This window comes from Nocardioides sp. J9, from assembly GCF_007829375.1.
Classification (GTDB): Bacteria; Actinomycetota; Actinomycetes; order Propionibacteriales; family Nocardioidaceae; genus Nocardioides.
Window position 1 is genome coordinate 12,802 of record NZ_VLJQ01000121.1, and the last position, 23,800, is coordinate 36,601.

Here is a 23,800-nt window from a genome sequence, read left to right on the forward strand (position 1 = left end):
CCTCCTCGACGACGACGAGCAGGTGCTGCCCGACCCCCGGTCGCGGCGCCAGCCCGACGGGGTGCACGAGCGCTCGGCGACCTTCGACCCGTCCGCGCACATGTGGCAGGACGGCGGGTGGACCGGGCGGCAGCTCGCCGGGGCGATCGTCTACGAGCTGCACGTCGGCACGTTCACCCCTGAGGGCACCCTCGACGCCGTGGCCTCCCGCCTCGACCACCTCGCGAGCCTCGGGGTCGGGTTCGTCGAGCTGATGCCGGTCAACGCGTTCAACGGCGTGCACAACTGGGGCTACGACGGTGTCCTGTGGTCGGCCGTCCACGAGGCCTACGGGGGTCCGGCGGCCTACCAGCGGCTCGTCGACGCCTGCCACCGCGCCGGCATCGGCGTGATCCAGGACGTCGTCTACAACCACCTCGGTCCGTCGGGGAACTACCTGCCGAGGTTCGGGCCCTACCTCAAGCAGGGCCGCAACACCTGGGGCGACCTGGTCAACCTCGACGGCGAGGGCTCGGCCGAGGTGCGTCGCTACATCCTCGACAACGCACTGATGTGGCTGCGCGACCTCCACGTCGACGGGCTGCGGCTCGACGCCGTGCACGCGCTCGTCGACGACTCCGAGGTGCACCTGCTCGAGGAGATGGCCGTCGAGGTCGCCGCCCTCTCCGCCCACCAGAACCGTCCGCTCACGCTCATCGCCGAGTCCGACCTCAACGACGCCCGCATGGTGACCCCGCGCGAGGCCGGCGGCCGCGGCATCCACGCGCAGTGGAGCGACGACTTCCACCACGCCGTCCACGTCGCGCTCACCGGCGAGACCAGCGGCTACTACGCGGACTTCGCGCCGCTCGATGCACTGGCGAAGGTGCTCGACCGCGGCTTCTTCCACGACGGCACCTTCTCCAGCTTCCGCGGCCGCGACCACGGCCGCCCCATCGACACCGACCGGCTGCCCGCGTGGCGGCTGGTCGTCTGCGCGCAGAACCACGACCAGGTCGGCAACCGCGCCCGCGGCGACCGCACCGCCGAGCACCTCGACGACGAGCGCCTGCTCTGCGCCGCGTTGCTGACGCTGTGCTCCCCCTTCACGCCGATGCTCTTCCAGGGCGAGGAGTGGGCGGCCAGCACGCCGTTCGCGTTCTTCACCTCCCACCCCGAGCCGGAGCTGGCCACCGCGACCGCCGAGGGGCGCCTCGCCGAGTTCGAGCAGATGGGCTGGGACCCCGACGAGGTGCTCGACCCCCAGGACCCCGCGACCTTCACCCGCAGCCGGCTGGACTGGGACGAGCGACTCGGTGGCCGCCACGCCCGTGTGCTCGCCGGCTACCAGCGCCTCGCCGCGCTGCGCCGCGCGCACCCGGAGCTCACCGACCCCGCCTTCGGCCGCGCCACGGTCGACGAGGACGCCGGGCAGCTCACGCTCGATCGCGGCGCGCTCGCAGTGCACCTCAACCTCGGCACGGCACCGTGGTCGGTGGGTGCCGCCGAGGTGCTGTTCATCACCACCGACGACGTCCCGGCCGGGGCCGCGGACGGGCCGGTCGACGTACCCCCGGGCAACGCAGTGCTGGTGCGTAGGCTCGACGCATGACCACCGCACCGGCCGACCTCGCCACCCTCGAGGCGCGGTTCGCGACCGCGCTGCCGGAGCTCGCCCTGCCCGCGCAGGCCGCGGAGACCCCCGAGCCGCGGCTGGTGGTGCTCAACGTGCCCCTCGCCGAGGAGCTCGGGCTCGACCCCGAGCGGCTGGAGACGCCCGAGGGCCTCGGCCTGCTGACCGGCACCCGGCCACCGGCCGGCGCCCAGCCCGTCGCGCAGGCCTACGCCGGGCACCAGTTCGGCGGGTTCGCCCGCCTCGGCGACGGCCGGGCCCTGCTCATGGGCGAGCTCGTCGACCGCGAGGGCCGGTTGCGCGACCTCCACCTCAAGGGCTCCGGGCGCACCCGCTTCGCCCGTGGCGGCGACGGCCTGGCGGCGCTCGGCCCGATGCTGCGGGAGTACGTCGTCAGCGAGGCCATGCACGCGCTCGGCATCCCGACGACCCGCTCGCTCGCCGTGGTCGCCACCGGCCGGCGCGTGCACCGCGAGGAGGTCCTGCCCGGGGCCGTGCTGGCCCGGGTCGCCTCCAGCCACCTGCGGGTCGGCACCGTGCAGCTCGCCCGCGCCGCCGACGACGTGGACCTGCTCCGTCGCGTCGCCGACCACGCCATCGAGCGGCACCACCCGCTCGCGGCCGAGGCGCCCGAGCCCTACCTGGCGCTCTACCGCTCGGTGATCTCCGCGCAGGCCTCCCTGGTGGCGCGGTGGATGCTCGTCGGCTTCGTGCACGGCGTGATGAACACCGACAACATGACGCTGTCGGGGGAGACGATCGACTACGGGCCGTGCGCGTTCCTCGACGCCTACGACCCGGTGACCGTGTTCAGCTCGATCGATGACGGCGGCCGCTACGCCTACGGCCGGCAGCCCGCTGCCGCGCAGTGGAACCTCGCCCGCCTCGGCGAGGCGATCCTCCCGCTGCTGCACGAGGACCAGGAGGCGGCGGTCGCGATCGCGACCGAGGCGCTCGGCGAGTTCGCCCGCGAGTACGACGACGCGCTGGCCGCCGGGCTCCGGGCCAAGCTCGGGCTGCCGATCGGCGCCGAGGCGGACGCCCGTCGCCTGGCGGAACCGCTGCTCGAGCTCCTCGCCGGCGGGCACGTCGACCACACGTCGTTCTGGCGCAACCTCTCCACCGCCGCTCGCGGGGACGCAGAGCCGGTGCGCGGCATGGTGCTCGACCTGCCGCAGGTCGACGCGTGGCTGGAGGAGTGGCGCGCGCTGGGTCCGAACCCCGACGCCATGGACCAGGTCAACCCCGTGCACATCCCACGCAACCACCTCGTCGAGGAGGCCCTCGCCGCCGCGGACGAGGGCGACCTCGACCCGCTGCACCGGCTGCTCGAGGCGGTCCGCGACCCCTACCGCCCGCGTGCAGGGTGGGAGCGCTACGCCGAGCCGGCGCCGGCGGACTTCGGGCGCTACCGCACCTTCTGCGGCACCTGAGCCTGTCGCACCCCGTATGGGACCACCCGGATCGGCTAGCGCTCAGGGCATGGTCAAGCTCACGATCGTCCACTACTCCAGCTACGGCACCGCCCACGCGATGGCCTCGCGCATCGCGGAGACGGCCGAGAAGGCCGGCGCCGAGGTCCGCCTGCGCCGGGTGCGCGAGACCGCGCCACCGGAGGTGGTCGAGAGCGTCGACGCCTGGGCGGAGCACGCCCGCTCGGTCGCGGACATGCCCGTCGCCGAGCCCGACGACCTGGTGTGGGCCGACGCGGTGATCATGGGCTCGGGCACCCGCTACGGCCACGTCACCAGCCAGCTGCAGGCGTTCATCGACACCCTCGGCCCGGTGTGGCAGGAGGGCAAGCTCGCGGACAAGGTCTACGCCGCGTTCACGTCCAGCTCCACGCCGCACGGCGGCCAGGAGTCGACGATCCTCGCCATGCTCACGACCTTCTGCCACTTCGGCGGGATCATCGTGCCGCCGGGCTACACCGACGAGGTGAAGTTCCAGGACGGGAACCCGTACGGCGTCGGCGTGGTCACCGGCGGGCAGGAGACGCTCACGGACACCGACCACGCCGCCCTCGACCACCTGGTCAACCGGGTCCTGCGCGTCGCGGAGGGCCTCGAGCTCGACTGAGGCCTCCGGGGACCGGACGTGCCCGTCGGGGAAATCCTCTGGCGTGTTGTCGTACCGGCGTGGTGCCCTTCGTGGTGGGGGTGAGGGCGGTGATCGGCACCGCCACGACGGAGGAGAGTCCAGCAATGACGCACTACCTGATGTCCGTGATCGGCCCGACCGAGTACCACGACGAGTTCTCCGGTTACGGGTCGAAGGAGGAGATGGAGCAGTCGTTCGCCGACACCGGCGCGTTCAACGACCAGCTCAAGGCCGACGGCCACTGGGTGTTCGCCGGTGGCCTCCAGGCGGCCAGCAACGCCACCGTGGTCGACGGCCAGGGTGACTCGCCCGTCGTGACGGACGGTCCCTACCTGGAGACCAAGGAGGCGATGGCCGGCTTCTGGGTCATCGACGCCCCCGACCTCGACGTCGCGATCCGGCTGGCGGCTGAGGCGTCGAAGGCGTGCCGCGGGAAGGTCGAGGTCCGCCCGTTCGACGGGCTGGGCTGACGCCCGCCCGTGGCGGCGGGGTCAGGCGTCGGCGGGCCGGTCGTTGTAGGCGCCCGCCCCCTCCTGGCCGGTCAGCGGCAGCCGGGCGTCGACCGGCTGGAGCTGGTCGGTGCCGAGCAGCCCGACCGGAACCACCGGCACGCCGGCGGTCAGCGCCAGCTGCGCCACACCGGTCCGGCCGCGGTAGAGCCGGCCGTCGCGCGAGCGGGTGCCCTCGGGGTAGATCCCGAACGCGTCCCCGCGCCCCAGCACCTCGAGCGCGACGTCGAGCGAGTTGAGCGCCGCACGGGTGTCGTTGCGGTCGACCGGCACCATGCCGAGGCCCTCGAACCACGCCTTGCTCAGCTGCCCCTTGAGGCCGCTGCCCGTGAAGTACTCCGCCTTCGCCAGGAACACCACCTTGCGCGGCGCCACGATCGGGATGACGACGCTGTCGGCGAAGCTGAGGTGGTTGCTCGCGAGCAGCACCGGCCCCGTCAGCGGCACGTTGTCGATGCCCTCGACGCTCGGCCGCCACACGGCTCGTGCCAGTGGCGGGACGACGGAGTGGAGGACCTCGTACAGCACGCCGCCAGCCTAGGCCGCGTCGATGGCGGGGGCGTGACGGGTGGGTTTCGGTGGACGGGGTGGGGGCGTGCGGCGGGTGGGGTTTCACCACCTGGGTGGTGAAACCCCGGCGACACGCCGGGAGAAACGTGTGCCAGGTCCGGGTTTCTCGTGCCCAGTCACGGAGATTCACCACCTAGGTGGTGAAACCCCACGAGGCCCCACCCCCGACCCACCGACCCACCCCTACGAGTCGAACCCCAACCCCACCCGGTCCAGCGTCCGCAGCCACAGGTTCCGCCGCCCGGTCTCGTCCGCCCGCGCGGACGCCCACCGGGTCAGCTGGATGCCGGTCCAGGCGAACGGCTCGGGCGGGAACGGCAGCGGCTGCTCGCGCACCATCGCCAGCCGGGTGCGCTCGGTCTCCTCGCCGGCCAGCAGGTCGAGCATGACGTTCGCGGCGAACCGGGAGGCCCCGACGCCGAGGCCGGTGAACCCAGCGGCATAGGCGAGGCGGCCGCGCCTCGCCGTGCCGAAGAAGGCGCAGAAGCGGGTGCAGGTGTCGATGACGCCGCCCCAGCGGTGCGTGAACGCGACGTCGGCCAGCTGCGGGAAGGTCTCGTGGAAGTGCTCGGCCAGCACCCGGTGGGTCGCCGGGCGCTGCTCGTGGTGGGGGGCGATGCCTCGCCCGAAGTGGTAGACCGCGTCGTAGCCGCCCCACAGGATGCGGTCGTCGTCGGTGAGCCGGTAGTAGTGGAAGAGGTTGCCGGAGTCGGCGACCCCGCAGCGCTGCTCCCAGCCGATCGACGCCAGCTGGGAGGCCGTCAGGGGCTCGGTGGCGAGCACGTGGTCGTAGACGGGGACGACTCGGCGCCGGGCCTTGCGCAGCAGCGAGGTGAACACGTTCGTGGCCAGCACGACGTGCCCCGCGTCGACCACCCCGTGCGGCGTGTGCACCTCCATCCGGGTGCCGTTCCGTCGTACGGCGGTGACCGGGGTGCCCTCGGCGATGCGCACCCCGAGCGACTCGGCGGCCCCGGCCAGGCCCCACGCCATCCGGGCCGGGTCGACCATCGCGCAACCGTCGGCGTCGAGCCGGCCGGCGAGGTAGGTGGGGGAGTCGACCAGCGCGCGGACGGCGGCGGCGTCGAGGAAGCCCGGGGTGCCGGGCTCGAGCAGGTCGACTTCGTGCGGGCGGGTGGCGACCGACAGCTGGCCAGTGCGGGCGAAGCCGCAGTCGATGCCGTGGCGGCGGACCGTCTCCTCGATCTCGTCGAGGTTCTGCAGCCCGAGCCGGTCGAGCTCGTCGTACTCCCCGGGCCAGCGGTCGCGGCCGTTCGCCTCGCCGTGGGTGAGGCTGGCCTCGCAGAAGCCGCCGTTGCGTCCGGTCGCGTGCTCGGCGACCCGGTCGCGCTCGAGCAGCACCACGGACCGGTCCGGGTCGCGCTCCTTCGCGAGCAGCGCGGTCCACAGGCCGGTGAACCCGCCGCCGACGACGACCAGGTCGGCCGCGGTCGCCCCCACGGGCGGTCGAGCGGGCGGCCGGTCGGGGGTGTCGAGCCAGAGCACCCGCGGCTCGGCGGCGTCGGCGAGCGCGTGGGCGCGCTCCGGGGTGGTCGTCACTGCTCGCGCTGCCCCCACGGCGCGCCGTACGCCGTCAGCAGGTCGAGGAAGGGCACGGCGTCGAACGCTTCCGGGCCGAGCACGCCGGCGCCCTTCCACACGCCGGTCGCCAGCAGCTCCAGCGCGATCACGGGGTTGACCGCGGTCTGCCAGACCACGCACTGGTGGCCGTACTCCTGCATCGACCACTCGTTGTCGACCACGTGGTAGAGGTACGTCGACCGCGGGCCGGTCGGGTTGCCGTCGGCGTCCTTCCCGGTGCCGGTCACCCACAGGCCCGCGCAGGTCTTGCCGGTCATCCGCGGGCCGATCGTCGCCGGGTCGGGCAGCACGGCGGCGACCACGTCGCGCGGCGAGACCTCGACGCCCTTGACCCGCACCTTGTCCGTGCGGTCGAGCCCCAGGGTGTGCAGCACCTCGAGGATGGTGATCATCTCCTCGCCGAGGCCGTACTTGAACGTCGCTCGCCGGCAGTCCACCCAGCGCGGCATGAGGAGGACCTCCTCGTGCTCGACGTTGACGCACTCGACCGGCCCGATGCCCTCGGGGAAGTCGAAGACCTCCGGCTCGCTGAACGGGGCAGTGGTGAACCAGCCGCGCTCCTTCTCCCACACCACCGGCGGGTTCAGGCACTCCTCGATCGTGGTCCACATCGAGAACGACGGTGCGAAGACCTCGTTGCCGTCGTCGTCGGTGACGACGAGGTTCGCACCGTCGCGGGTGGCCAGCTCGTCGATCTCGGCGAAGAGGTGGTCCGCGGCGTAGCGGGCGAACACGTCGGACAACCCCGGCTCGACGCCGATCCCGACCAGGGCGAGGCGCCCGGCCTGCTCCCACCGGTCCACGACGGCGAACTGCTCGTCGCCCAGCTTCACCCCGCACCGCTCGTACGGCGCCTCGGGGTGCGGCTGCGACAGCGACATCGCCATGTCGAGGTAGTCGGCGCCGGCGGCGAACGCGCCCTCGAAGATCGACATGTTGAACACCGGGTCGACGGCATTCATCACGTGCGTGATCCCGTGCTCGCGGCACAGCGCCGTGACTGCCTCGGCCGACGAGGCGTCGACCTGGGCGGCGACGTACCGCGGGTCGGTCGCGGCGGCCCGCTCGGCCCGGACCGGGTCGTGGTCGGCGACGACGAGGAGCTCGAAGAAGTCGCGGCGCGCAGCGATCGCGGTGAGGGCGCCCCCCACGCCACCGGCACCGACCAGCAGGATCCGCATCGTCGCGCCGGTCCTCACTCGCCGATGTGCGACATCACGTGCTTGATGCGCGTGTAGTCCTCGAGGCTGTACACCGACAGGTCCTTGCCGTAGCCGGAGTGCTTGAACCCGCCGTGCGGCATCTCCGAGACGAACGGGATGTGGGTGTTGATCCACACCACGCCGAAGTCGAGCTTGCGCGACATCCGCAGCGCGCGGGCGTGGTCCCGCGTCCACACGCTGGAGGACAGGCCGTACTGCACGCCGTTGGCGAACCGGAGCGCCTCGGCCTCGTCGGAGAACCTCTGCACCGTGATGACCGGGCCGAAGATCTCCTGCTGGATCGCGTCGTCGTCCTGGCGCAGGTTGGAGACCACGGTCGGGTCGTAGAAGTAGCCGCCCTCGCCGCCGGCGACCGTCGGGCGGGTGCCGCCGGCCTCGATCCGGGCGTGGTCGGGCAGGTTCTCGACCATGCCGCTGACTCGCGCGAGCTGGTCGGGGTTGTTGAGCGCGCCGTAGAGGACGTCGGGGTCGTCGGGCATGCCGGTGCGGGTGCTGCGCGCCTGCTCGGCGAGCGCGGCGACGAGGTCGTCGTGCACGCCCTCGGCGGCCAGCACCCGGGTGGCGGCGGTGCAGTCCTGGCCGGCGTTGAAGTAGCCGGCGGTGGCGATCGCCTCGGCGGCGGCCGCGACGTCGGCGTCGTCGAACACGACCACCGGAGCCTTGCCGCCGAGCTCGAGGTGGACCCGCTTCAGGTCGGTCGCGGCAGACCCGGCCACCTCCATGCCGGCGCGGACCGAGCCCGTGATGGCGACCATCTGCGGGACCGGGTGCTCGATCAGCCTGCGGCCGGTGTCGCGGTCGCCGCAGACCACGTTGAGCACCCCTGGCGGCAGGAACTCGTTGGCGAGCTCCGCGAGCAGCACGGTGCTGGCCGGGGTGGTGTCGCTGGGCTTGAGCACGACGGTGTTGCCGGCCGAGAGCGCCGGCGCGATCTTCCAGATCGCCATCATCAGCGGGTAGTTCCACGGCGTCACCTGCGCCACCACGCCGATCGGCTCGCGGCGGATCCACGAGGTGTGGTCCTTGAGGTACTCGCCTGCGCTGCTTGCCTCGAGGACGCGCGCGGCGCCGGCGAAGAAGCGCAGCTCGTCGACGCTGGGCGGCAGCTCCTCCTCGGCGGTCAGGCCGATCGGCTTGCCGGTGTTCTCGCACTCGACGCGGACGAACTCGTCGGCGCGGTCCTCCAGCGCCTGGGCCATCCGCAGCAACGCCTCCTGCCGCTCCTTCGGGGTGGTGTCGCCCCAGGTGTCGAAGGCCCTCGCGGCCGCCTGCATCGCGCGGTCCACGTCCTCGGCGCCGCTCGCCGGGGCGGTGGCGTAGGCCTGCCCGGTCGCAGGGTTCACGACGTCGTACGTGGCGCCCGACGCGGCGTCGACCGAGGCCCCGTCGATGACATTGCGGAGGGTCGTCATGCCCGGGGAGCCTAGCCAGCATCTCGCACGCAGGGAAGCGCCTTCGCGACGAAATCCGTTGCGAAGTCGTGTAACAGCGACGAAATCACTTGCCGATATCGCGAACGCGAGGGAGGATGGCGCCGTGTACGACGATGCCGCGCACGGCGCCCTGCAACAGTCCGCCCGGGACCACCTGTGGATGCACTTCACCCGCATGTCGTCCTACGACACCGCCGACGTTCCCGTGATCGTGCGGGGTGAGGGTGCCTACGTCTGGGACAGCCGCGGCCGCAAGTACCTCGACGCCCTCGGCGGGCTCTTCGTCAGCCAGCTCGGCCACGGCCGCACCGACCTCGCCGAGGCTGCCGCGAAGCAGGCCGCCGAGCTCGCCTTCTTCCCGCTCTGGTCCTACGCGCACCCGACCGCGATCGAGCTCGCCGAGAAGATCGCCGGCTACGCGCCCGGCGACCTCAACCGCGTCTTCTTCACCTCCGGCGGCGGCGAGGCCGTCGAGTCGGCGTGGAAGCTGGCGAAGAACTACTTCAAGCTCGTCGGCAAGCCGATGAAGCACAAGGTGATCAGCCGCGCGATCGCCTACCACGGCACCACCGCCGGGGCCCTGTCGATCACCGGCCTGCCCGGCCTCAAGCAGCAGTTCGAGCCCCTGGTCCCGTCGACCTTCCGCGTCCCGAACACCAACATCTACCGCGCGCCGTCGTTCCTCGCCGGTGCGGACGGCACCGTCGACCCCGAGACCTTCGGCCGCTGGGCCGCCGACCAGGTCGCCGTCGCGATCGAGGCCGAGGGCCCCGACACCGTCGCCGCCGTCTTCCKSGAGCCGGTGCAGAMCSCCGGCGGCTGCTTCCCGCCGCCGCCGGGCTACTTCCAGCGGGTCCGCGAGATCTGCGACGAGTACGACGTCCTGCTCGTCTCCGACGAGGTCATCTGCGCCTACGGCCGGCTCGGCCACATGTTCGGTGCCGAGCGCTACGGCTACCAGCCCGACATCATCACCTCGGCCAAGGGCATCACCTCCGGCTACGCGCCGCTCGGCGCGATGATCGTCAGCGACCGCCTCTACGAGCCCTTCGCCCGCGGCACCGAGACCTTCCTGCACGGCTACACCTTCGGTGGACACCCCGTGTCCACCGCCGTGGCACTGAAGAACTTCGAGGTCTTCGAGGACGAGAAGGTGCTCGAGGGAGTCCGCGAGCGCGAGGGCGCCTTCCGCGGCACCCTCGAGAAGCTCCTGGACCTGCCGATCGTCGGCGACGTCCGCGGGGACGGGTACTTCTACGGCATCGAGCTCGTCAAGGACAAGAGCACCAAGGAGTCCTTCGACGAGGCCGAGTCCGAGCGCCTGCTGCGCGGCTTCCTCTCGAAGGCCCTCTTCGACGCGGGCCTCTACTGCCGCGCCGACGACCGGGGCGACCCGGTCATCCAGCTCTCTCCGCCGCTGGTCTGCGACCAGGCGCACTTCGACGAGATCGAGGAGAAGCTCCGCTCGGTGCTGACCGAGGCGGTCGCCCTCCTGTAGGGCACCAACGAACCGGGGACCGGGACCGGGTCGGCGTCGCGCAGAGCTGAGTGGGAGAGCGCGCGACACCGGCCCGGTTCTCGTTGGCCGGCTCGTCGAGACGTCACTTTCGGCGGGTTCAGACGTAACTTGTGGCGGGTCGAGAGGTCATTTTCGGCGGGTCGAGACGTCACTTTCGGCGCGGCGGGTGGTCACGTGGGCGCGTTGCGTACGCCGTGCGCGGCCGCCACCCCGAGCAGGCGGTGGCCGGCTGGCCCGGGCCGGTCAGGCGGGTTGCTTGCGGCGGGCGGCGAGCATGTTGCCGACGACGATGGCCAGGGCGACGAGGAACATGATCGTGCCGATCACGTTCACCTGCATCGGGATGCCGCGCTGGGCGACGCCCCAGACGTACATCGGGAAGGTCACGGTCTGGCCGGCGTTGAGGTTGGTGATGATGAAGTCGTCGAAGGACAGCGAGAAGCTCAGCAGGGCGGCGGCGGCGATACCGGGGAAGACCAGCGGGAAGGTCACCCGCCAGAAGGTCGTGGACTCGCTGGCGTAGAGGTCCATCGCCGCTTCCTCGAGGTTGCCGTCGAGGCCGGCGAGCCTCGCCTTGACCGTCACGATGACGAACGACAGGCAGAACATCACGTGCGCGATGAAGATCGTGACCATGCCGAGCCGGCCGCCGAAGCCGGCGGAGACGAAGAGGGCCAGCAGCGAGGAGCCCATCACGATCTCCGGCGAGGCCATCGGCAGGAAGATGATCGTGTTCATCGACGAGCGGCCCAGGAAGCGGTGCCGCACGAGCGCGAACGCCGCGAGCGTGCCGAGGATCGTGGCGACCAGGGTGGCGGACAACCCGATGACGACGCTGCGCAGCACCGCCTCGCACATCCCGTCCGGCTGGCACACGTTCGCCCAGTTGTGCCAGGTGAAGTCGCGGAAGGCGTAGACGTTGCGCGACTTGCTGTTGTCGTTGAAGCTCATCAGCATCACGACGGCGATCGGCACGAACATGTAGACCAGCACGAGCACACCGGCCGCCAGGACCAGGTGCTCGCCGATCCACCGGCCAGCGCGGTGCAGGACGTTCACAGCAGCTCCTCCGTCCCCGCCTTGCGGATGTAGAGCACGACCATCGCCACGATGATCACCATCAGCGTCACCGACAACGCGCCGGCGGTGGCGTAGTCGCCGGTGTTCGTGAAGAGGTCCTGGATCACGTTGCCCACCATCCGCTGGTTGGTGCTGCCGAGGAGCTGGGCGTTGATGTAGTCGCCCGCGGCGGGGATGAAGGTCAGCAGGGTGCCGGCGACCAGGCCGGGCATCGACAGCGGCAGCGTCACCTTCCAGAAGCCCCGCGCCGGCGAGGCGTAGAGGTCGCCCGCTGCCTCGATGAGGCGTACGTCGATCTTCTCCAGGCTGGCGTAGAGGGGGAGCACCATGAACGGCAGGAAGTTGTAGACCAGGCCCGCGATCACGGCGACCGGCGTGGCCAGCAGGCGGTCGTCCTCGCCCATGAGGTGCAGCGTCTGGAGGAAGTCGACGACGAACCCGTCGTCGGCGAGGATCAGCTTCCACGACAGCGTGCGGACCAGGAAGCTGGTGAAGAACGGCGCGATGACGAGCACCAGCATCACGTTGCGCCAGCGGCCCGCCTTGAAGGCGATCGCGTAGGCCAGCACGTAGCCCAGCACGGCGCAGATCACGGTCGCGACCCCGGCGTACCACAGCGATCGCCACAGCTCGTCCGCGTGCTCGCGCAGCGCGTCGGCGAAGTTCGCGACGTGCCAGGTGACGTCGTAGCCCGTCAGCACCGACCCCTCGGGGTCGTAGAGGCTGGTCGCCAGCAGCGAGTAGAACGGGATGACGAAGAAGACGCCGAGCCACAGGGCCGCTGGCAGCATCAGCCAGTAGCCCGTGAAGCGGCCGCGACGCATCAGTCCTCCTCGAACGCGCCGGCCCGGACGTCCTGGTCGGCGGGCAGCAGGAACGCGAACTCGGGGCGCCACGACACGTCGACCTCGGCGCCGTGGCGCAGGATCTTGCGGCGGCCGGTGTTCTGCTCGAACGCCATCAGCTCCTGCCCCCACGGCATCCGCACGAGGTACTGCGTGCTGACGCCGACGAAGCTGACGTCGGTCACCACGCCGCCGGTCATGTGGTTGCCGGGGGCGTCGATCGGCTCGCCGGCCGGGGCGACCAGCACCTTCTCCGGCCGGATGCCCACCCACCCGGCTCCGGTCCGGGTGTGCGCGCGGTCGACCGGGATCGAGACCTGGGTGCCGTGCATGTCGACGCGTACGACGTCCCCCTCCGCGCTGGCCACGGTCCCCGCGATGAGGTTGGACTGACCGAGGAAGTTCGCGACGAAGGTGGTCTGCGGGTTCTCGTAGAGCTCGGTCGGCGAGCCCATCTGCTCGATCACGCCGCCGTTCATGACGGCGATGGTGTCGGCCATGGTCATCGCCTCCTCCTGGTCGTGCGTGACGTGCACGAAGGTGAGGCCGACCTCTTCCTGGATGCGCTTGATCTCGATCTGCATCGACCGGCGCAGCTTGAGGTCGAGGGCGCCGAGCGGCTCGTCGAGGAGCAACACCTCGGGACGGTTGATCAGCGCCCGGGCCAGTGCGACCCGCTGCTGCTGGCCGCCGGACATCTGCGGCGGCTTCTTGCGGGCCTGGCTCTCGAGCTCGACCAGCTCCAGCATCTCCTGCACCTGCTGGTCGACGTCCTTGACGCCACGGCGCCGCAGGCCGAAGGCGACGTTCTCGTGGATGTCGAGGTGGGGGAAGAGCGCGTAGTTCTGGAAGACCGTGTTGACCGGCCGCCGGTACGACTTCTCCCACGTGATGTCGCGGTCGCCGAGGTGGATCGTCCCCGAGGTCGGCGTCTCCAGGCCCGCGACCATGCGCAGCGTGGTCGTCTTGCCGCAGCCCGACGGCCCGAGCAGTGCGAAGAAGGTGCCGGCCGGCACGGTGAGGTCGAGGGAGCGTACGGCGGTGAACGTCGCGAACTCCTTCGTCAGCGCAGCCAGCCGCAGGTCCCGCGGGCCTTCGGCGGGACGGGCGGTGGTGTCGGTGCGGTCAGCCGCCAGTGACATCGGCGTAGTCCTTCTCGTAGGCGCGGACCTGGAACTCCTCGAGTGCCATGAACGCGTGGGTCGTGGCCAGCGACTCGGCCGTCGGGAAGATCAGCGGGTTGTCGACGAGGCTCGGGTCGACCTTCTCCATCGCCTCCTGGGCACCCTTGACCGGGCAGATGTACCAGACCCAGGCAGCCAGCTTCGCCGCCACCTCGGGCTCGTAGTAGTAGTTGATCCACTCCTCGGCATGGGCCTGGTGGGTCGAGAGGTTGGGCACCAGCATGTTGTCCGACCAGATCATCTGGCCCTCCTCCGGCGCGACGAAGACGAGGTTCTCGTCCTCGGCCGCGGCGACGTCGCCCGACCACGCCTCGCAGGCGAGCACGTTGCCGGCTGCGAGGTCCTGGATGTAGTCGTTGCCGGTGAACGCCCGGATCTGCCCGTCGGCACGCGCCTTGCGGATGCGGTCGATCGCGTTGGACCACTGGTCCTCGGTGAAGTCCTCAGGGTCGTCGCCCTGGGCGAGGAGGGTCAGGCCCATCGTGTCGCGCATCTCGGTGAGCAGGGTGACCCGGCCCTTGAGGTCCGGGCGCGACAGCAGCTCCTCGAAGGAGCGCACCTCCTTGACCTTCGCCTTGTTGTAGGCGATGCCGGTGAGGCCGCTCTGCCACGGCGCCGAGTAGGTGCGGTCCGGGTCCCAGCCCACACCCCGGAGGGAGTCGATGAGGTTCTCGTGCAGGTTCGGGACCTTCGCGGGGTCCAGCGGCTGGATCCAGCCGACCTGGATCATCCGGGCCGCCATCCAGTCGGTCAGCATGAACAGGTCGCGCTTGGAGCTCTCGCACGCGCCGAGCTGGTTGACGACCTTGGCGAAGAACTCGAGGTTGTCGTTGATGTCGGCGGTGTAGCTGACGTCGATCCCGGTGCGCCGCTGGAACTCGGTGAGGGTCGACACGTAGCCGTCGTCGTCCTCGTCCATGTAGCCGGGCCAGTTGGACACGACCAGCCGGCGCTCCGAGTCCGACAGGTCGCGCGTCGTGCAGGTGGCGGGATCCTGCTTGCGGTCGGGGGTCCCGAACAGGGGGAGCACGCCGAGGCTGGCCGCGCCGAGCGCGACCCCCGCCCCGCCGCGCAGGACAGCCCTGCGACTGAGTCCGGACGAGCCTGCCAATGGCTCACCTCCTCGGGTGTGGGTCTGCGCATCGTGGCACGCCGACGTGGAGGTGACAAGCGATTCCGTGGTCAGTTCATGAGAACGCAACGGAATCCGAACGTGCGCGTTGCGTATCGCCGTCCCCACCTGTGAGGATTCGGAGGTGACCAAGCCGAAGGCCCCGCTGGACGACGTCTCCAAGGCGATCATCGCCGAGCTGCAGGAGGACGGGCGCCGCTCGTACGCCGCCATCGGCAAGGCGGTCGGGCTCTCGGAGGCGGCCGTGCGGCAACGGGTGCAGCGACTGGTCGACAGCGGCGTGATGCAGGTCGTGGCGGTCACCGACCCGCTGGAGATGGGGTTCGCCCGGCAGGCGATGATCGGCATCCGCGCCACCGGTGAGCTGGAGCCGATCGCGGACGCCCTGGCCGAGCTGGACGAGGTGGACTACGTCGTGATCACGGCGGGCACGTTCGACCTGCTCGCCGAGGTGGTGTGCGAGAGCGACGAGCACCTGCTGCAGATCATCTCCGCCGGGATCCGGAAGATCCCGGGCGTGCTGTCGACGGAGACCCTCGTCTACCTGCGGCTGCGCAAGCAGACCTACGCGTGGGGCGTGCGCTGAGCGGACGCCCGGGCGACCGGGACCTCGCGGGTCCTGCCCACCCCTCGGTGCCACAGGTGCGCGCGGACGTCCGCACCCCCTACGATCGCCGCATCCGACATGGGGCTGGTGACGTGGGGCATGGGCAGGGTCTGGTTGATGCGCGGCGGCGCCGCGGGGGTGCTCACCTTCGTGGCGGGTGCCTGGACGGTCGGCCTGGTGGTCGGCACCGACGACGGCGCGGACCAGGCGCGCGAACCCGCGCCCGCCGCCAGCACGTCGGCTGACCCCCTCGTCGAGGAGGAGCTGTCGGAAGAGCCCCGCTCGACGCCGTCCGGGGCTGCCAGCGGCGACGCGGCATCGGAGACCACGAGCCCGGGCGCGACCGACCTGCCGACGCCGGACGCCGTCGAGGGCGCTCCGGCCGTGGACGCCGGAGCCGACCCACCAGCACCGGAGCCCGAGACGCGGACGCCCGGGACGAAGCCCACCTCCAGCTCGTCGACGCCGAAGTCGAAGCCGACACCGAAGCCGACACCGAAGCCGACGCGCAAGCCGACCCCGAGGCCGTCCGACCCGACGACACCCAGCCCGACGCCGGACGGGCGGTGCACGGACATCCCCGACCTCGTCGAGTGCCTCCTCGCACCGATCACGACGCGCCCCTGACCACTGCGATGCGTGATGCGCAGGGGAGGGGAGCGCCGTGTGCCTTGGGGCCGACGGGCTAGGAGGTCGGCGGCGGGGTGTCGTCGGTCTCGCCGACGATGTCGGCGACGTCCGCAGGCGTCGCGTCGACGTGATCCGGGTCCGCCGCGGCGTCGATGCCGGTGACCGGCTTCGGTTCGCCGGAGCGGTCCACCGGTGCCGGGTCGAGGCCGAGCTCGTCGACGACGTTCACCGGCGTCTCCGGGTCGATGTCGACCTCGGGCTCCTCGGGCTCGACCGCGCCTGACGTCCCGGCCGGGCCGCCCTGGTCGGCGGTCGCCTCCTGCGGCGCGGAAGGGGTGGGGCGGGCGCCCTCGTGCTTCCCGGGGCGCACGGCGCGGGCCGCCTCGTGGGCCGCACCGACGGCTGCCCCGATGGTCGTCCGGGCCGCGGACAAGGGGAGCCCGACCGCGCTGGAGGCGATCTTCTTGACGGTGCTGAGGTGCGGGGTGCCGAGCACGGCAGGGTCCTCTCACTGGGGTACGACGGGTTCGACCCGGAGGTACCCGATCGCGCCCGCTCAACGCACCGGGACGACGTCGATCGCCCTTGTTGCTCGGGGGAGTTCCCGGTCGGGGAGGGTCCGGCGATCAGTCCTCGACGTCGTGGCCCCGGCCGCGCAGCTCGTCGAGCTCGTCCTCGAGGTCGCTGACGCGCTGGCGCAGGGCGAGCACCTCGCGCACGCCCGGCAGGGTGATGCCGCTCTCCGTCAGCTCCACGACCTCACGGAGGCGCTCGACCTCGTCGCGGCTGTAACGACGCTGACCGCCGTCGGAGCGGCTGGGACTGACGATGTCCTGCTCGTCGAGCCGGCGCAGGGCGGCCGGCTGCAGGCCGAGGATCTGGGCCACCTGGCCGATCGTGAAGAAGGGCGCGGACCCGTCGTCGAGGGGGGAGGACGGGGCGGTCGCGCGGCCCTTGTCGCTGCTGCCCGCCATCACACCCCCTGCTCCTCGTCCCTTGATCCTCGCGCCCGGTCCCGGGCGGTCGGGTCCGGATCCTAGCCCTGCGTCCACCCCGTCAGGCGCGACTGCGCCGCGTCGGCGTGGACCGACACTGTTCGGTTGCCCAGTCTCAGCCCGTCGATACGCACCGATCCGACCAGGCCCATGGCCGGCTCGGCGGACAGCCTCCCGCGCGGCACGTCCGCATCCAGCCCGACCGCGATGCGCAGCAGCTCGTAGGGCACCCCGGCGGCCCATGCCTGCGGCGAGCAGGACGTCGGGTAGGGGACCGGCACGGGCAGCTCGGTGCGGTCGAAGCCGCAGAAGAGCTCCGGCAGCCGGCCGCCGAACGCCCCGACTGCGTCCAACAGGCCGGAGAGCACCCGCTCGGCCTGCTCGCGGTAGCCGTAGCGCGCGATGCCGGCGGCGGCGAGGACCGTGTCGTGGTAGCTCACCGGGTTGTACGACGCCGCCTCCGTGCCGAGGGTGCGGATCCCGAACCCGGTGAACATCTCCGGAGAGAGCAGGTGGTCGATCATCTGCCCGGCGACGGACTCCTCGACGATCCCGGTCCACAGGCAGTGGCCGATGTTCGAGGAGAGCACCTCGACCGGTCGCTTGTCACCGTCCAGGGCCATGGCGTGGAAGCCGCGGTCGGGAAGCCAGAACGCGTCGTGGAAGCGCTGGCGCAGTGCGGCTGCCCGGTCCCGCCACGGTGCGCCGTCGGCGCCGAGCGCGTCGGCGAGGTCGGCACGGGCGAGGAGGGCGGCGTACACGTAGCCCTGCACCTCGGCCAGCGCGATCGGAGGCCGGGCGGCGCGCCCGTCGGGGAATGCGATGGCGTCGAAGCTGTCCTTCCAGCCCTGGTTGACCAGCCCGCGATCGGTCGAGCGCTGGTACTCCACGAAGCCGTCCCCGTCGCGGTCGCCGTAGGTGTCCACCCACCGCAGGCCGCGGTCGACAGCGGGGACCAGCTCGCGCAGCTGCTCCACGGGGACGCCCCACCGCAGGGCGCTGCCGACGAGCACCGCGAACAGCGGGGTGGAGTCGATGGAGCCGTAGTAGACGCTGTCGCCGCCGAGCGCGAGGGACAGGTCGGCGCCGAGCCGGACCTCGTGCAGGATCTTGCCGGGCTGCTCCTCGGTCATCGCGTCCTCGCGGCGTCCCTGCAGCCGGGCGAGCGTGCGCAAGGTGCCGAGCGCGAGCTCGGGCATGTAGGGCAGCAACATCGCGCTGGTCAGCAGCGAGTCGCGTCCGAACAGCGCCATGAACCACGGTGCCCCGGCGGCGACCACGTCGTCCCCGGGGTGGTCGGCGTCGACGATGCGCAGCGCACCCAGGTCGCGCCGGCTCATCGCCAGCGCCGCTGCGAGCCCCGCGTGACCCACCTCGATGGTCGGTGCCGCGGCCGTCCACCCCTGCATCCGCCGGGCGGGTGCGGCGGACTCCAGCGGCCGGTCGGTCGGGAAGGCGGCGGCGAGCTCCTGGCCGGAGACGCTCGGCAGCACCTCCACCGTCGTCGTCCAGCGTCCGTGCGGCGGCACGACCGCCCGGAAGGAGATGCCCTCCGCGGTGATCTGGGCGCCGGGCGCCGAGATCCGCACCCCGCGCTGCTCGGGGGTGTTCTCGACCCAGCAGACCAGGTCGGTGCCGACGGCGCGTCGGCCCACCCCGCGCCGGCCCCCCGGGCGGCGGTCCTTGACCTCGAAGAGGTCGGCGAAGTCCGCCTCTACCTGGAGCAGGACCTCGACGCCGGCAGCCTCCGGGCCGTGGTTGTGCAAGGTGATGTCCTCGCGCATGCCCTGGCCGACGAAGCGGCGGACCTCGCTGACCAGCGTGGCGTCGGCCTGGCCCGGGCGCGGTGTGCAACGGCCCAGGAAGCGGCAGCTGAACGGCTCCTCGGAGATGACCGTCAGCGGCTCGACCGGGTGCCTGTCGACGTACAGCTGCCAGCGCGACAGGACCCGGGTGTCGCGCACGAACAGTCCGTGCGCGCCGCCGGGGTCGATCGCCCCGGCGTGGTCGGACACGCAGAAGGAGGATCCCTCGACCAGCGTCACGTCCCGGCCGCGGGCGACGACGGCGCTCGAGGCGGCGACCTCCCCGTCCCGGTCGTGCCGGTCGGCGCGGTCGGTGGTCGTGGCGGTGTCCGGCGTCGGGCGCGCGGCGGTCTCCATTCCCTACTTGACCCCTTTCCGAGAATCTGTAACTTGATTTGTAATTTTAGCCCAACTGGAACTACAGCAAACCTGCGTCGTGGACGCCAGCAAGGGAGGAGTTCACTGGATGTCGCTGACCGTCTCGCCCCAGCCGGCCGCCCTGCGGATCGCCGTCGTGGCTCCGCCGTGGTTCGAGCTCCCGCCCCGGGGCTACGGCGGCACCGAGGTCGTCGTCGCCGGGCTCGTGGACCAGCTGGTCGAGCGGGGTCACGAGGTCACCCTCGTCGCCTCGGGCCGGCACCGCACCCGCGCCCAGCACTTCGTCCAGGTCTACGACGTCCCGCCGTCCTCGCTGCTCGGCACCCCGATGCCCGAGGTGCAGGCTGCGGCGGTCGCCGCTGGTGCGCTCGCGGAGCTCGACGTCGACCTGGTCCACGACCACAGCCTCGCCGGGCCGCTCCTGGCCCGCTCCCGCGCGGTCCCGACGGTCACGACGTTGCACGGACCCGCGCTCGGGCCGAACGGGCAGTACTTCGAGGCCCTCGGTGCCAGCGTCGACGTCGTTGCGATCTCGGCGGCGCAGCAGCGGCTCAACCCCCGGCTGAACTGGGCCGGGGTGGTGCACAACGGCATCGACGTGGCGTCCTTCCCCTACGTGGAGCGCAAGGACGACTACGTGCTGTGGATCGGCCGGTTCAGCGCCGACAAGGGCGCCCACCTCGCCATCGACGCCGCCCGCGCCGTCGGGCGCCGCATCGTGCTCGCCGGCAAGCTCAACGAGCCGGAGGAGCGGGCCTACTTCGAGGAGGCGGTGCGTCCGCGGCTGGGCCAGCGCGACGGCGTCGCGGCGGAGTACGTCGGGGAGGCCGACGCGGCACTCAAGCGCGAGCTGTGCTCCCGCGCTGCCTGCCTCGCGTTCCCGATCCAGTGGGACGAGCCCTTCGGCATGGTGATGGTCGAGGCCCTCGCGTGCGGCACGCCGGTGGCCGCGATCGGCCGGGGGAGCGTGCCGGAGGTGATCGAGGACGGCGTCACCGGCGTGGTCGTCGACCACGTGGCCGACTTCGCCGGCGCCCTCGAGCGTGCGACCACGCTGTCGCCGGTCGCCTGCCGCCGGAGCGCGGCCGAGCGCTTCGACCTGTCCGTGATGGCAGCTTCCTACGAGCGGGTCTTCGAGCTCCTGGTCGACGGAACCCGCGGCCTGCGCGACCTGCCGACCGCGCGGATCGCCTGAGCCGGAGACCTGGCCTGCTGAACGTCTGAGAGGAGGAACGATGACGATCTCGACGCAACCGATCGGGATCCCCCAGCTCCCGCGGCGCTCGTCGGGAGCCGACCCCGCCGGCGGGCTGCGACGGCTGCTGGCGCTGCTGGCCCGGGGCCTCGCCGCCGTGGGGACCGCGCTGTGGCACGCCACCGCCCGGACCTGTGTCCTCGCCGCGCGCCTGGTCGGGTGGTTCGCTGCCGAGCCGCGCCGCATCGGCGTGGCCCTGGCCGGCCTCGGCACCGCCGCCGCCACCGGGGTGCTGATCGGCTGGACGACCGGCGTGGTCGCCGCGCGGGTGGTGACCGCAGCGCTCGGCGTGATCGACAACGGCCCCTAGCCGGTCCGGCCGGGCAGCAGGACGGCGCGACGCGCTGGGCACGTCGCGCCGTCCTTCGGGTGCGGCCGGCCGCTGGTCAGGCCACGTGACGACCCCGGGCGCCGGAGCGGTCGAGGTCGAACCGGTCGGCCTCCATGACCTTGGTCCAGGCGTCCACGAAGGCGTGGACGAAGCGCTCCGTGGCGTCATCGGCGGCGTACACCTCGGCGAGCGCACGCAGCTCGGAGTTGTGGCCGAAGACGAGGTCGACCGCCGTGGCGGTGTGCACGACCTCGCCGCTGGCACGGTCGACACCTTCGTAGACGCCCTCGTGGTCGCGCGACACGCGCCACTCGGTGCGCATGTCGAGCAGCGTGGCGAAGAAGTCGTTGCTCAGCACGCCGACGCGGTCGGTCAGCACGCCGTGCTGCGTCCCGCCGTGGTTGGCGCCGAGCACCCGCATCCCGCCGACGAGGACGGTCATCTCCGGCGGCGTCAGGTCGAGCAGGTAGGACCGCTCCACCATCAGCACCTCCGGGTCTAGCTTGTCGCCCGGGCGGACGTAGTTGCGGAACGCGTCGGCGCGCGGCTCGAGCACGGAGAAGGACTCGACGTCGGTGAGCTCCTGGCTGGCGTCGGTGCGGCCCGGGTGGAAGGGGGCGGTGACCTCGACCCCGGCGTCGCGCGCGGCCTTCTCGATCGCGGCGTTGCCCGCCAGCACGATCAGGTCGGCCAGCGAGACCGCCTTGCCGGACCCGCCGGCGTTGAACTCGTCGCGGATGCCCTCCAGCACGCCGATGACGCGCTGCAGCTCCTCCGGGTCGTTGACCTCCCAGTCCTTCTGCGGCGCCAGCCGGACCCGGGCGCCGTTCGCGCCGCCCCGGTAGTCGGTCTTGCGGTAGGTGGACGCCGACGCCCACGCCGTGCGGACCAGCTCGGGCACGCCGAGCCCGGACTCGAGCACCTTCGCCTTGAGCGTCTCGACGTCGGCCTCGTCGACCAGCTCGTGGTCGACGGCCGGCACCGGGTCCTGCCACGGCTGGGGCTCCGGCACCCACGGTCCGAGGTAGCGGTCGACCGGCCCCATGTCGCGGTGCAGCAGCTTGTACCAGGCCTTGGCGAAGGCCTCGGTGAACTCCTCGGGGTGCTCGTGGAAGCGTCGCGAGATCTTCTCGTACTCCGGGTCGAAGCGCAGGGCGAGGTCCGAGGTGAGCATCCGCGGCTCGCGGTGCTTCGACGGGTCGTGGGCCATCGGCACCAGGTCGGCGCCTGCGCCGTTCTTCGGCCGCCACTGCTTCGCGCCCGCCGGCGACTCCATCAGCTCCCAGTCGTAGCTGAAGAGGATGTGGAAGAACTCGTTGTCCCAGCGCGTCGGGTGGTAGGTCCAGGTGACCTCGAGGCCCGACGTGATCGTGTCGTCACCCTTGCCCGTGCCGTGGCTGTTCTCCCAGCCGAGGCCCTGCTTCTCGATCGGGGCCGCCTCGGGCTCGGGGCCGACGGCGTCGGCGGGACCGGCGCCGTGGGTCTTGCCGAAGGTGTGGCCACCGGCGATGAGGGCGACCGTCTCCTCGTCGTTCATGCCCATCCTGCGGAAGGTCTCGCGGATGTCGCGCGCCGACGCGAGCGGGTCCGGGTTGCCGTTGGGGCCCTCGGGGTTGACGTAGATCAGGCCCATCTGGACTGCGCCCAGCGGCTCGGCCAGGTCGCGCTCTCCGCTGTAGCGCTCGTCGCCCAGCCAGGCGTCCTCCGGTCCCCAGAAGATCTCCTCCGGCTCCCACACGTCGGGGCGGCCGAACCCGAACCCGAACGTCGGCAGGCCCATGTCCTCCAGCGCCGCGTTGCCTGCGAACACGAGCAGGTCGGCCCACGAGACCTTCTGGCCGTACTTCTTCTTCACCGGCCACAGCAGCCGGCGCGCCTTGTCGAGGCTGACGTTGTCGGGCCAGCTGTTGAGCGGGGCGAAGCGCTGCTGCCCGGTGCTCGCGCCGCCGCGACCGTCGTAGATGCGGTAGGTGCCGGCGGCGTGCCAGCTCATCCGGATGAACAGCCCGCCGTAGTGCCCGAAGTCGGCCGGCCACCAGTCCTGGGAGTCCCGCAGCACGGCGACCACGTCGGCCTTGAGGGCCTCGACGTCGAGCGTGGCGAACTCCGCGGCGTAGTCGAAGCCGGGCGGCAGCGGGTCGGACGCCGGCTGGTTCGAGCGCAGCACCGACAAGTCGACCTGGTTGGGCCACCAGTCGCGGTTGCCCCGCGGCCGGGACGTCCCCTTCGGCTCCGGCGACGGGATCGCCGGGTTCTCGCTCTCGCTACCGCTCGCGCGGGCCGAGTCGCCCATGACCGGGCAGCCCTCCTGCTCCTTGCGCTCCGAGCCCTGCGGGTCCGTGGGTGTGTTGTTGCCACTCGACGTCATGGTTCGCTTCCCGTCCTTCGTCTCGAGGTTGGTGCACGTAGCCGGAGTCTCGTCCTGCACCCTGCACCCGCGCAACGGGCAGCAGGGAGCACGCGAGGACCAGGCCCGCCTCGGCAGCGTGGTACCCCGGGGATCGGGATGTAACGGGCTAGCGCTTCGGCGCCTTCTTGCGCGCCCGCGGCTGCGGCCGTACGACGAGCACCGGGCACGGCGCGTAGTGCTGGACCCGCTGGGCCGTGCTGCCCATCAGCACCGACTCGCTGAGCCCGCGACCACCCGCCGCGATGACGACCAGGCCGGCACCGAGCTGGCGGGCCGCCTTGATGATCTCGTTGGCCGGCGAGCCGCTGCGGATCCGCTGGTGCACCTTGGGGCCCCAGCCGTCGAACTCGGCGGCGACCGTGGCGACGGCCCGCTCGGCCTCGGCGCGGAAGGTGCGCTCGGGACCGGACGAGGCGGGGGAGGCGCCGGAGATCTCGTCCGCGAAGGCGACCGAGGACAGCGGCCGGACGACGGCGACCACGGACACGTCGGTGACCTTCGTCGGGTCGGCGAAGCCGAGGAACGTGCGGGCGGCCTGCAGGGACTGGCGCGAGCCGTCCGTCGTGACGAGGACGTGCAT

22 protein-coding genes are annotated in these 23,800 nt (G+C 71.9%); 9 read left to right on the top strand and 13 right to left on the bottom strand.

Annotation, left to right across the window (positions count from 1 at the left end):
- From treZ to L615_RS20335, 4 genes are all read left to right on the top strand, one after another.
- On the top strand, nucleotides 1-1,591 hold a 1,591-nt coding region (gene treZ, locus L615_RS20320), incomplete at its 5' end, for a malto-oligosyltrehalose trehalohydrolase (protein ID WP_261376789.1).
- The gene (locus L615_RS20325) at nucleotides 1,588-3,045 is read left to right on the top strand and encodes a YdiU family protein (RefSeq protein WP_145726289.1); all 1,458 of its coding nucleotides are present in this window, start codon (nucleotides 1,588-1,590) and stop codon (nucleotides 3,043-3,045) included. The genes treZ and L615_RS20325, both read left to right, overlap by 4 nt.
- Nucleotides 3,046-3,094: 49 nt before the next feature.
- Complete coding sequence (gene wrbA, locus L615_RS20330; RefSeq protein ID WP_145726290.1) at nucleotides 3,095-3,691, top strand: NAD(P)H:quinone oxidoreductase; 597 nt, start codon at nucleotides 3,095-3,097, stop codon at nucleotides 3,689-3,691.
- 125 nt (nucleotides 3,692-3,816) lie between these two features.
- Nucleotides 3,817-4,182 carry a YciI family protein gene (locus L615_RS20335; RefSeq protein WP_028655500.1) on the top strand — a complete coding sequence of 122 codons (366 nt, stop codon included), beginning with the start codon at nucleotides 3,817-3,819 and terminating at the stop codon, nucleotides 4,180-4,182.
- Nucleotides 4,183-4,203: 21 nt separating this feature from the next.
- Here the strand turns inward: L615_RS20335 and L615_RS20340 are convergent, their stop codons facing one another.
- From L615_RS20340 to L615_RS20355, 4 genes are all read right to left on the bottom strand, one after another.
- Entirely contained in the window at nucleotides 4,204-4,749 is a 546-nt protein-coding gene (locus L615_RS20340; protein ID WP_186449955.1) for a 1-acyl-sn-glycerol-3-phosphate acyltransferase, read from the bottom strand.
- A gap of 225 nt (nucleotides 4,750-4,974) precedes the next feature.
- Nucleotides 4,975-6,351: an FAD-binding oxidoreductase gene (locus L615_RS20345; RefSeq protein ID WP_028655498.1), complete on the bottom strand. Its 1,377-nt coding sequence runs from the start codon at nucleotides 6,349-6,351 to the stop codon at nucleotides 4,975-4,977.
- Nucleotides 6,348-7,574, bottom strand: coding sequence for a saccharopine dehydrogenase family protein (locus L615_RS20350; RefSeq protein ID WP_145726291.1), 1,227 nt, complete (start codon nucleotides 7,572-7,574; stop codon nucleotides 6,348-6,350). Before L615_RS20350 ends, L615_RS20345 begins: the two co-directional genes overlap by 4 nt.
- A 14-nt stretch (nucleotides 7,575-7,588) precedes the next feature.
- Nucleotides 7,589-9,028 (bottom strand): aminobutyraldehyde dehydrogenase, encoded by a 1,440-nt coding sequence (locus tag L615_RS20355; RefSeq protein WP_028655496.1) that lies wholly within the window; start codon nucleotides 9,026-9,028, stop codon nucleotides 7,589-7,591.
- 124 nt (nucleotides 9,029-9,152) lie between these two features.
- Between L615_RS20355 and L615_RS20360 the strand changes: the two genes are divergently transcribed.
- The gene (locus L615_RS20360; protein WP_261376790.1) at nucleotides 9,153-10,547 is read left to right on the top strand and encodes an aspartate aminotransferase family protein; all 1,395 of its coding nucleotides are present in this window, start codon (nucleotides 9,153-9,155) and stop codon (nucleotides 10,545-10,547) included.
- 264 nt (nucleotides 10,548-10,811) lie between these two features.
- Here L615_RS20360 and L615_RS20365 read toward each other — a convergent pair whose 3' ends face one another.
- Genes L615_RS20365 through L615_RS20380 form a run of 4 tightly spaced genes read right to left on the bottom strand, consistent with a single transcriptional unit; the run spans nucleotide 10,812 to nucleotide 14,788 of the window.
- Nucleotides 10,812-11,627, bottom strand: coding sequence for an ABC transporter permease (locus L615_RS20365; RefSeq protein WP_261376791.1), 816 nt, complete (start codon nucleotides 11,625-11,627; stop codon nucleotides 10,812-10,814).
- Entirely contained in the window at nucleotides 11,624-12,472 is an 849-nt protein-coding gene (locus L615_RS20370; protein ID WP_145726293.1) for an ABC transporter permease, read from the bottom strand. The genes L615_RS20365 and L615_RS20370 overlap by 4 nt, the downstream gene beginning before the upstream one ends.
- On the bottom strand, nucleotides 12,472-13,635 hold the full coding sequence (locus tag L615_RS20375; RefSeq protein ID WP_145726294.1) for an ABC transporter ATP-binding protein: 1,164 nt from the start codon (nucleotides 13,633-13,635) through the stop codon (nucleotides 12,472-12,474). Before L615_RS20375 ends, L615_RS20370 begins: the two co-directional genes overlap by 1 nt.
- Entirely contained in the window at nucleotides 13,619-14,788 is a 1,170-nt protein-coding gene (locus tag L615_RS20380) for a spermidine/putrescine ABC transporter substrate-binding protein (RefSeq protein ID WP_261376792.1), read from the bottom strand. The genes L615_RS20375 and L615_RS20380 overlap by 17 nt, the downstream gene beginning before the upstream one ends.
- 166 nt (nucleotides 14,789-14,954) lie before the next feature.
- Between L615_RS20380 and L615_RS20385 the strand changes: the two genes are divergently transcribed.
- Both L615_RS20385 and L615_RS23585 read left to right on the top strand, forming a co-directional pair.
- A complete protein-coding gene (locus tag L615_RS20385) occupies nucleotides 14,955-15,395 on the top strand; it encodes an Lrp/AsnC family transcriptional regulator (protein WP_396954779.1) in 441 nt (146 codons plus the stop codon).
- Nucleotides 15,396-15,494: 99 nt separating this feature from the next.
- Nucleotides 15,495-16,043: a hypothetical protein gene (locus L615_RS23585; RefSeq protein WP_186449956.1), complete on the top strand. Its 549-nt coding sequence runs from the start codon at nucleotides 15,495-15,497 to the stop codon at nucleotides 16,041-16,043.
- Nucleotides 16,044-16,101: 58 nt separating this feature from the next.
- On the opposite strand, the gene L615_RS20390 is transcribed toward L615_RS23585, so the two are convergent.
- The 3 genes from L615_RS20390 to L615_RS20400 all read right to left on the bottom strand — a co-directional run bounded on the left by L615_RS20390 (nucleotide 16,102) and on the right by L615_RS20400 (nucleotide 19,203).
- Complete coding sequence (locus L615_RS20390) at nucleotides 16,102-16,542, bottom strand: hypothetical protein (RefSeq protein ID WP_145726296.1); 441 nt, start codon at nucleotides 16,540-16,542, stop codon at nucleotides 16,102-16,104.
- A 130-nt stretch (nucleotides 16,543-16,672) separates the two neighbouring features.
- Nucleotides 16,673-17,020 carry a MerR family transcriptional regulator gene (locus L615_RS20395; protein ID WP_145726297.1) on the bottom strand — a complete coding sequence of 116 codons (348 nt, stop codon included), beginning with the start codon at nucleotides 17,018-17,020 and terminating at the stop codon, nucleotides 16,673-16,675.
- A gap of 62 nt (nucleotides 17,021-17,082) precedes the next feature.
- Nucleotides 17,083-19,203: a glycogen debranching N-terminal domain-containing protein gene (locus L615_RS20400; protein WP_145726298.1), complete on the bottom strand. Its 2,121-nt coding sequence runs from the start codon at nucleotides 19,201-19,203 to the stop codon at nucleotides 17,083-17,085.
- Between the two features lie 109 nt (nucleotides 19,204-19,312).
- On the opposite strand from L615_RS20400, the gene L615_RS20405 reads away from it, so the two are divergent.
- Both L615_RS20405 and L615_RS20410 read left to right on the top strand, forming a co-directional pair.
- The gene (locus L615_RS20405) at nucleotides 19,313-20,419 is read left to right on the top strand and encodes a glycosyltransferase family 4 protein (protein WP_051485719.1); all 1,107 of its coding nucleotides are present in this window, start codon (nucleotides 19,313-19,315) and stop codon (nucleotides 20,417-20,419) included.
- Nucleotides 20,420-20,459: 40 nt separating this feature from the next.
- Nucleotides 20,460-20,789: a hypothetical protein gene (locus tag L615_RS20410; RefSeq protein ID WP_028655486.1), complete on the top strand. Its 330-nt coding sequence runs from the start codon at nucleotides 20,460-20,462 to the stop codon at nucleotides 20,787-20,789.
- Nucleotides 20,790-20,865: 76 nt separating this feature from the next.
- On the opposite strand, the gene katG is transcribed toward L615_RS20410, so the two are convergent.
- Both katG and L615_RS20420 read right to left on the bottom strand, forming a co-directional pair.
- Entirely contained in the window at nucleotides 20,866-23,178 is a 2,313-nt protein-coding gene (katG, locus tag L615_RS20415) for a catalase/peroxidase HPI (RefSeq protein WP_145726299.1), read from the bottom strand.
- 148 nt (nucleotides 23,179-23,326) lie between these two features.
- Nucleotides 23,327-23,800: a universal stress protein gene (locus L615_RS20420; protein WP_028655485.1), complete on the bottom strand. Its 474-nt coding sequence runs from the start codon at nucleotides 23,798-23,800 to the stop codon at nucleotides 23,327-23,329.

Bases quoted from the DNA above. Each gene is read 5' to 3' on its own strand.
- L615_RS20325 (WP_145726289.1), top strand. From the start codon at position 1,588: ATGACCACCGCACCGGCCGACCTCGCCACCCTCGAGGCGCGGTTCGCG.
- wrbA (WP_145726290.1), top strand. From the start codon at position 3,095: ATGGTCAAGCTCACGATCGTCCACTACTCCAGCTACGGCACCGCCCAC.
- L615_RS20335 (WP_028655500.1), top strand. From the start codon at position 3,817: ATGACGCACTACCTGATGTCCGTGATCGGCCCGACCGAGTACCACGAC.
- L615_RS20350 (WP_145726291.1), bottom strand. From the start codon at position 7,574: ATGCGGATCCTGCTGGTCGGTGCCGGTGGCGTGGGGGGCGCCCTCACC.
- L615_RS20355 (WP_028655496.1), bottom strand. From the start codon at position 9,028: ATGACGACCCTCCGCAATGTCATCGACGGGGCCTCGGTCGACGCCGCG.
- L615_RS20370 (WP_145726293.1), bottom strand. From the start codon at position 12,472: ATGCGTCGCGGCCGCTTCACGGGCTACTGGCTGATGCTGCCAGCGGCC.
- L615_RS20375 (WP_145726294.1), bottom strand. From the start codon at position 13,635: ATGTCACTGGCGGCTGACCGCACCGACACCACCGCCCGTCCCGCCGAA.
- L615_RS23585 (WP_186449956.1), top strand. From the start codon at position 15,495: ATGGGGCTGGTGACGTGGGGCATGGGCAGGGTCTGGTTGATGCGCGGC.
- L615_RS20395 (WP_145726297.1), bottom strand. From the start codon at position 17,020: ATGGCGGGCAGCAGCGACAAGGGCCGCGCGACCGCCCCGTCCTCCCCC.
- L615_RS20400 (WP_145726298.1), bottom strand. From the start codon at position 19,203: ATGGAGACCGCCGCGCGCCCGACGCCGGACACCGCCACGACCACCGAC.
- L615_RS20405 (WP_051485719.1), top strand. From the start codon at position 19,313: ATGTCGCTGACCGTCTCGCCCCAGCCGGCCGCCCTGCGGATCGCCGTC.
- L615_RS20410 (WP_028655486.1), top strand. From the start codon at position 20,460: ATGACGATCTCGACGCAACCGATCGGGATCCCCCAGCTCCCGCGGCGC.
- katG (WP_145726299.1), bottom strand. From the start codon at position 23,178: ATGACGTCGAGTGGCAACAACACACCCACGGACCCGCAGGGCTCGGAG.
- L615_RS20420 (WP_028655485.1), bottom strand. From the start codon at position 23,800: ATGCACGTCCTCGTCACGACGGACGGCTCGCGCCAGTCCCTGCAGGCC.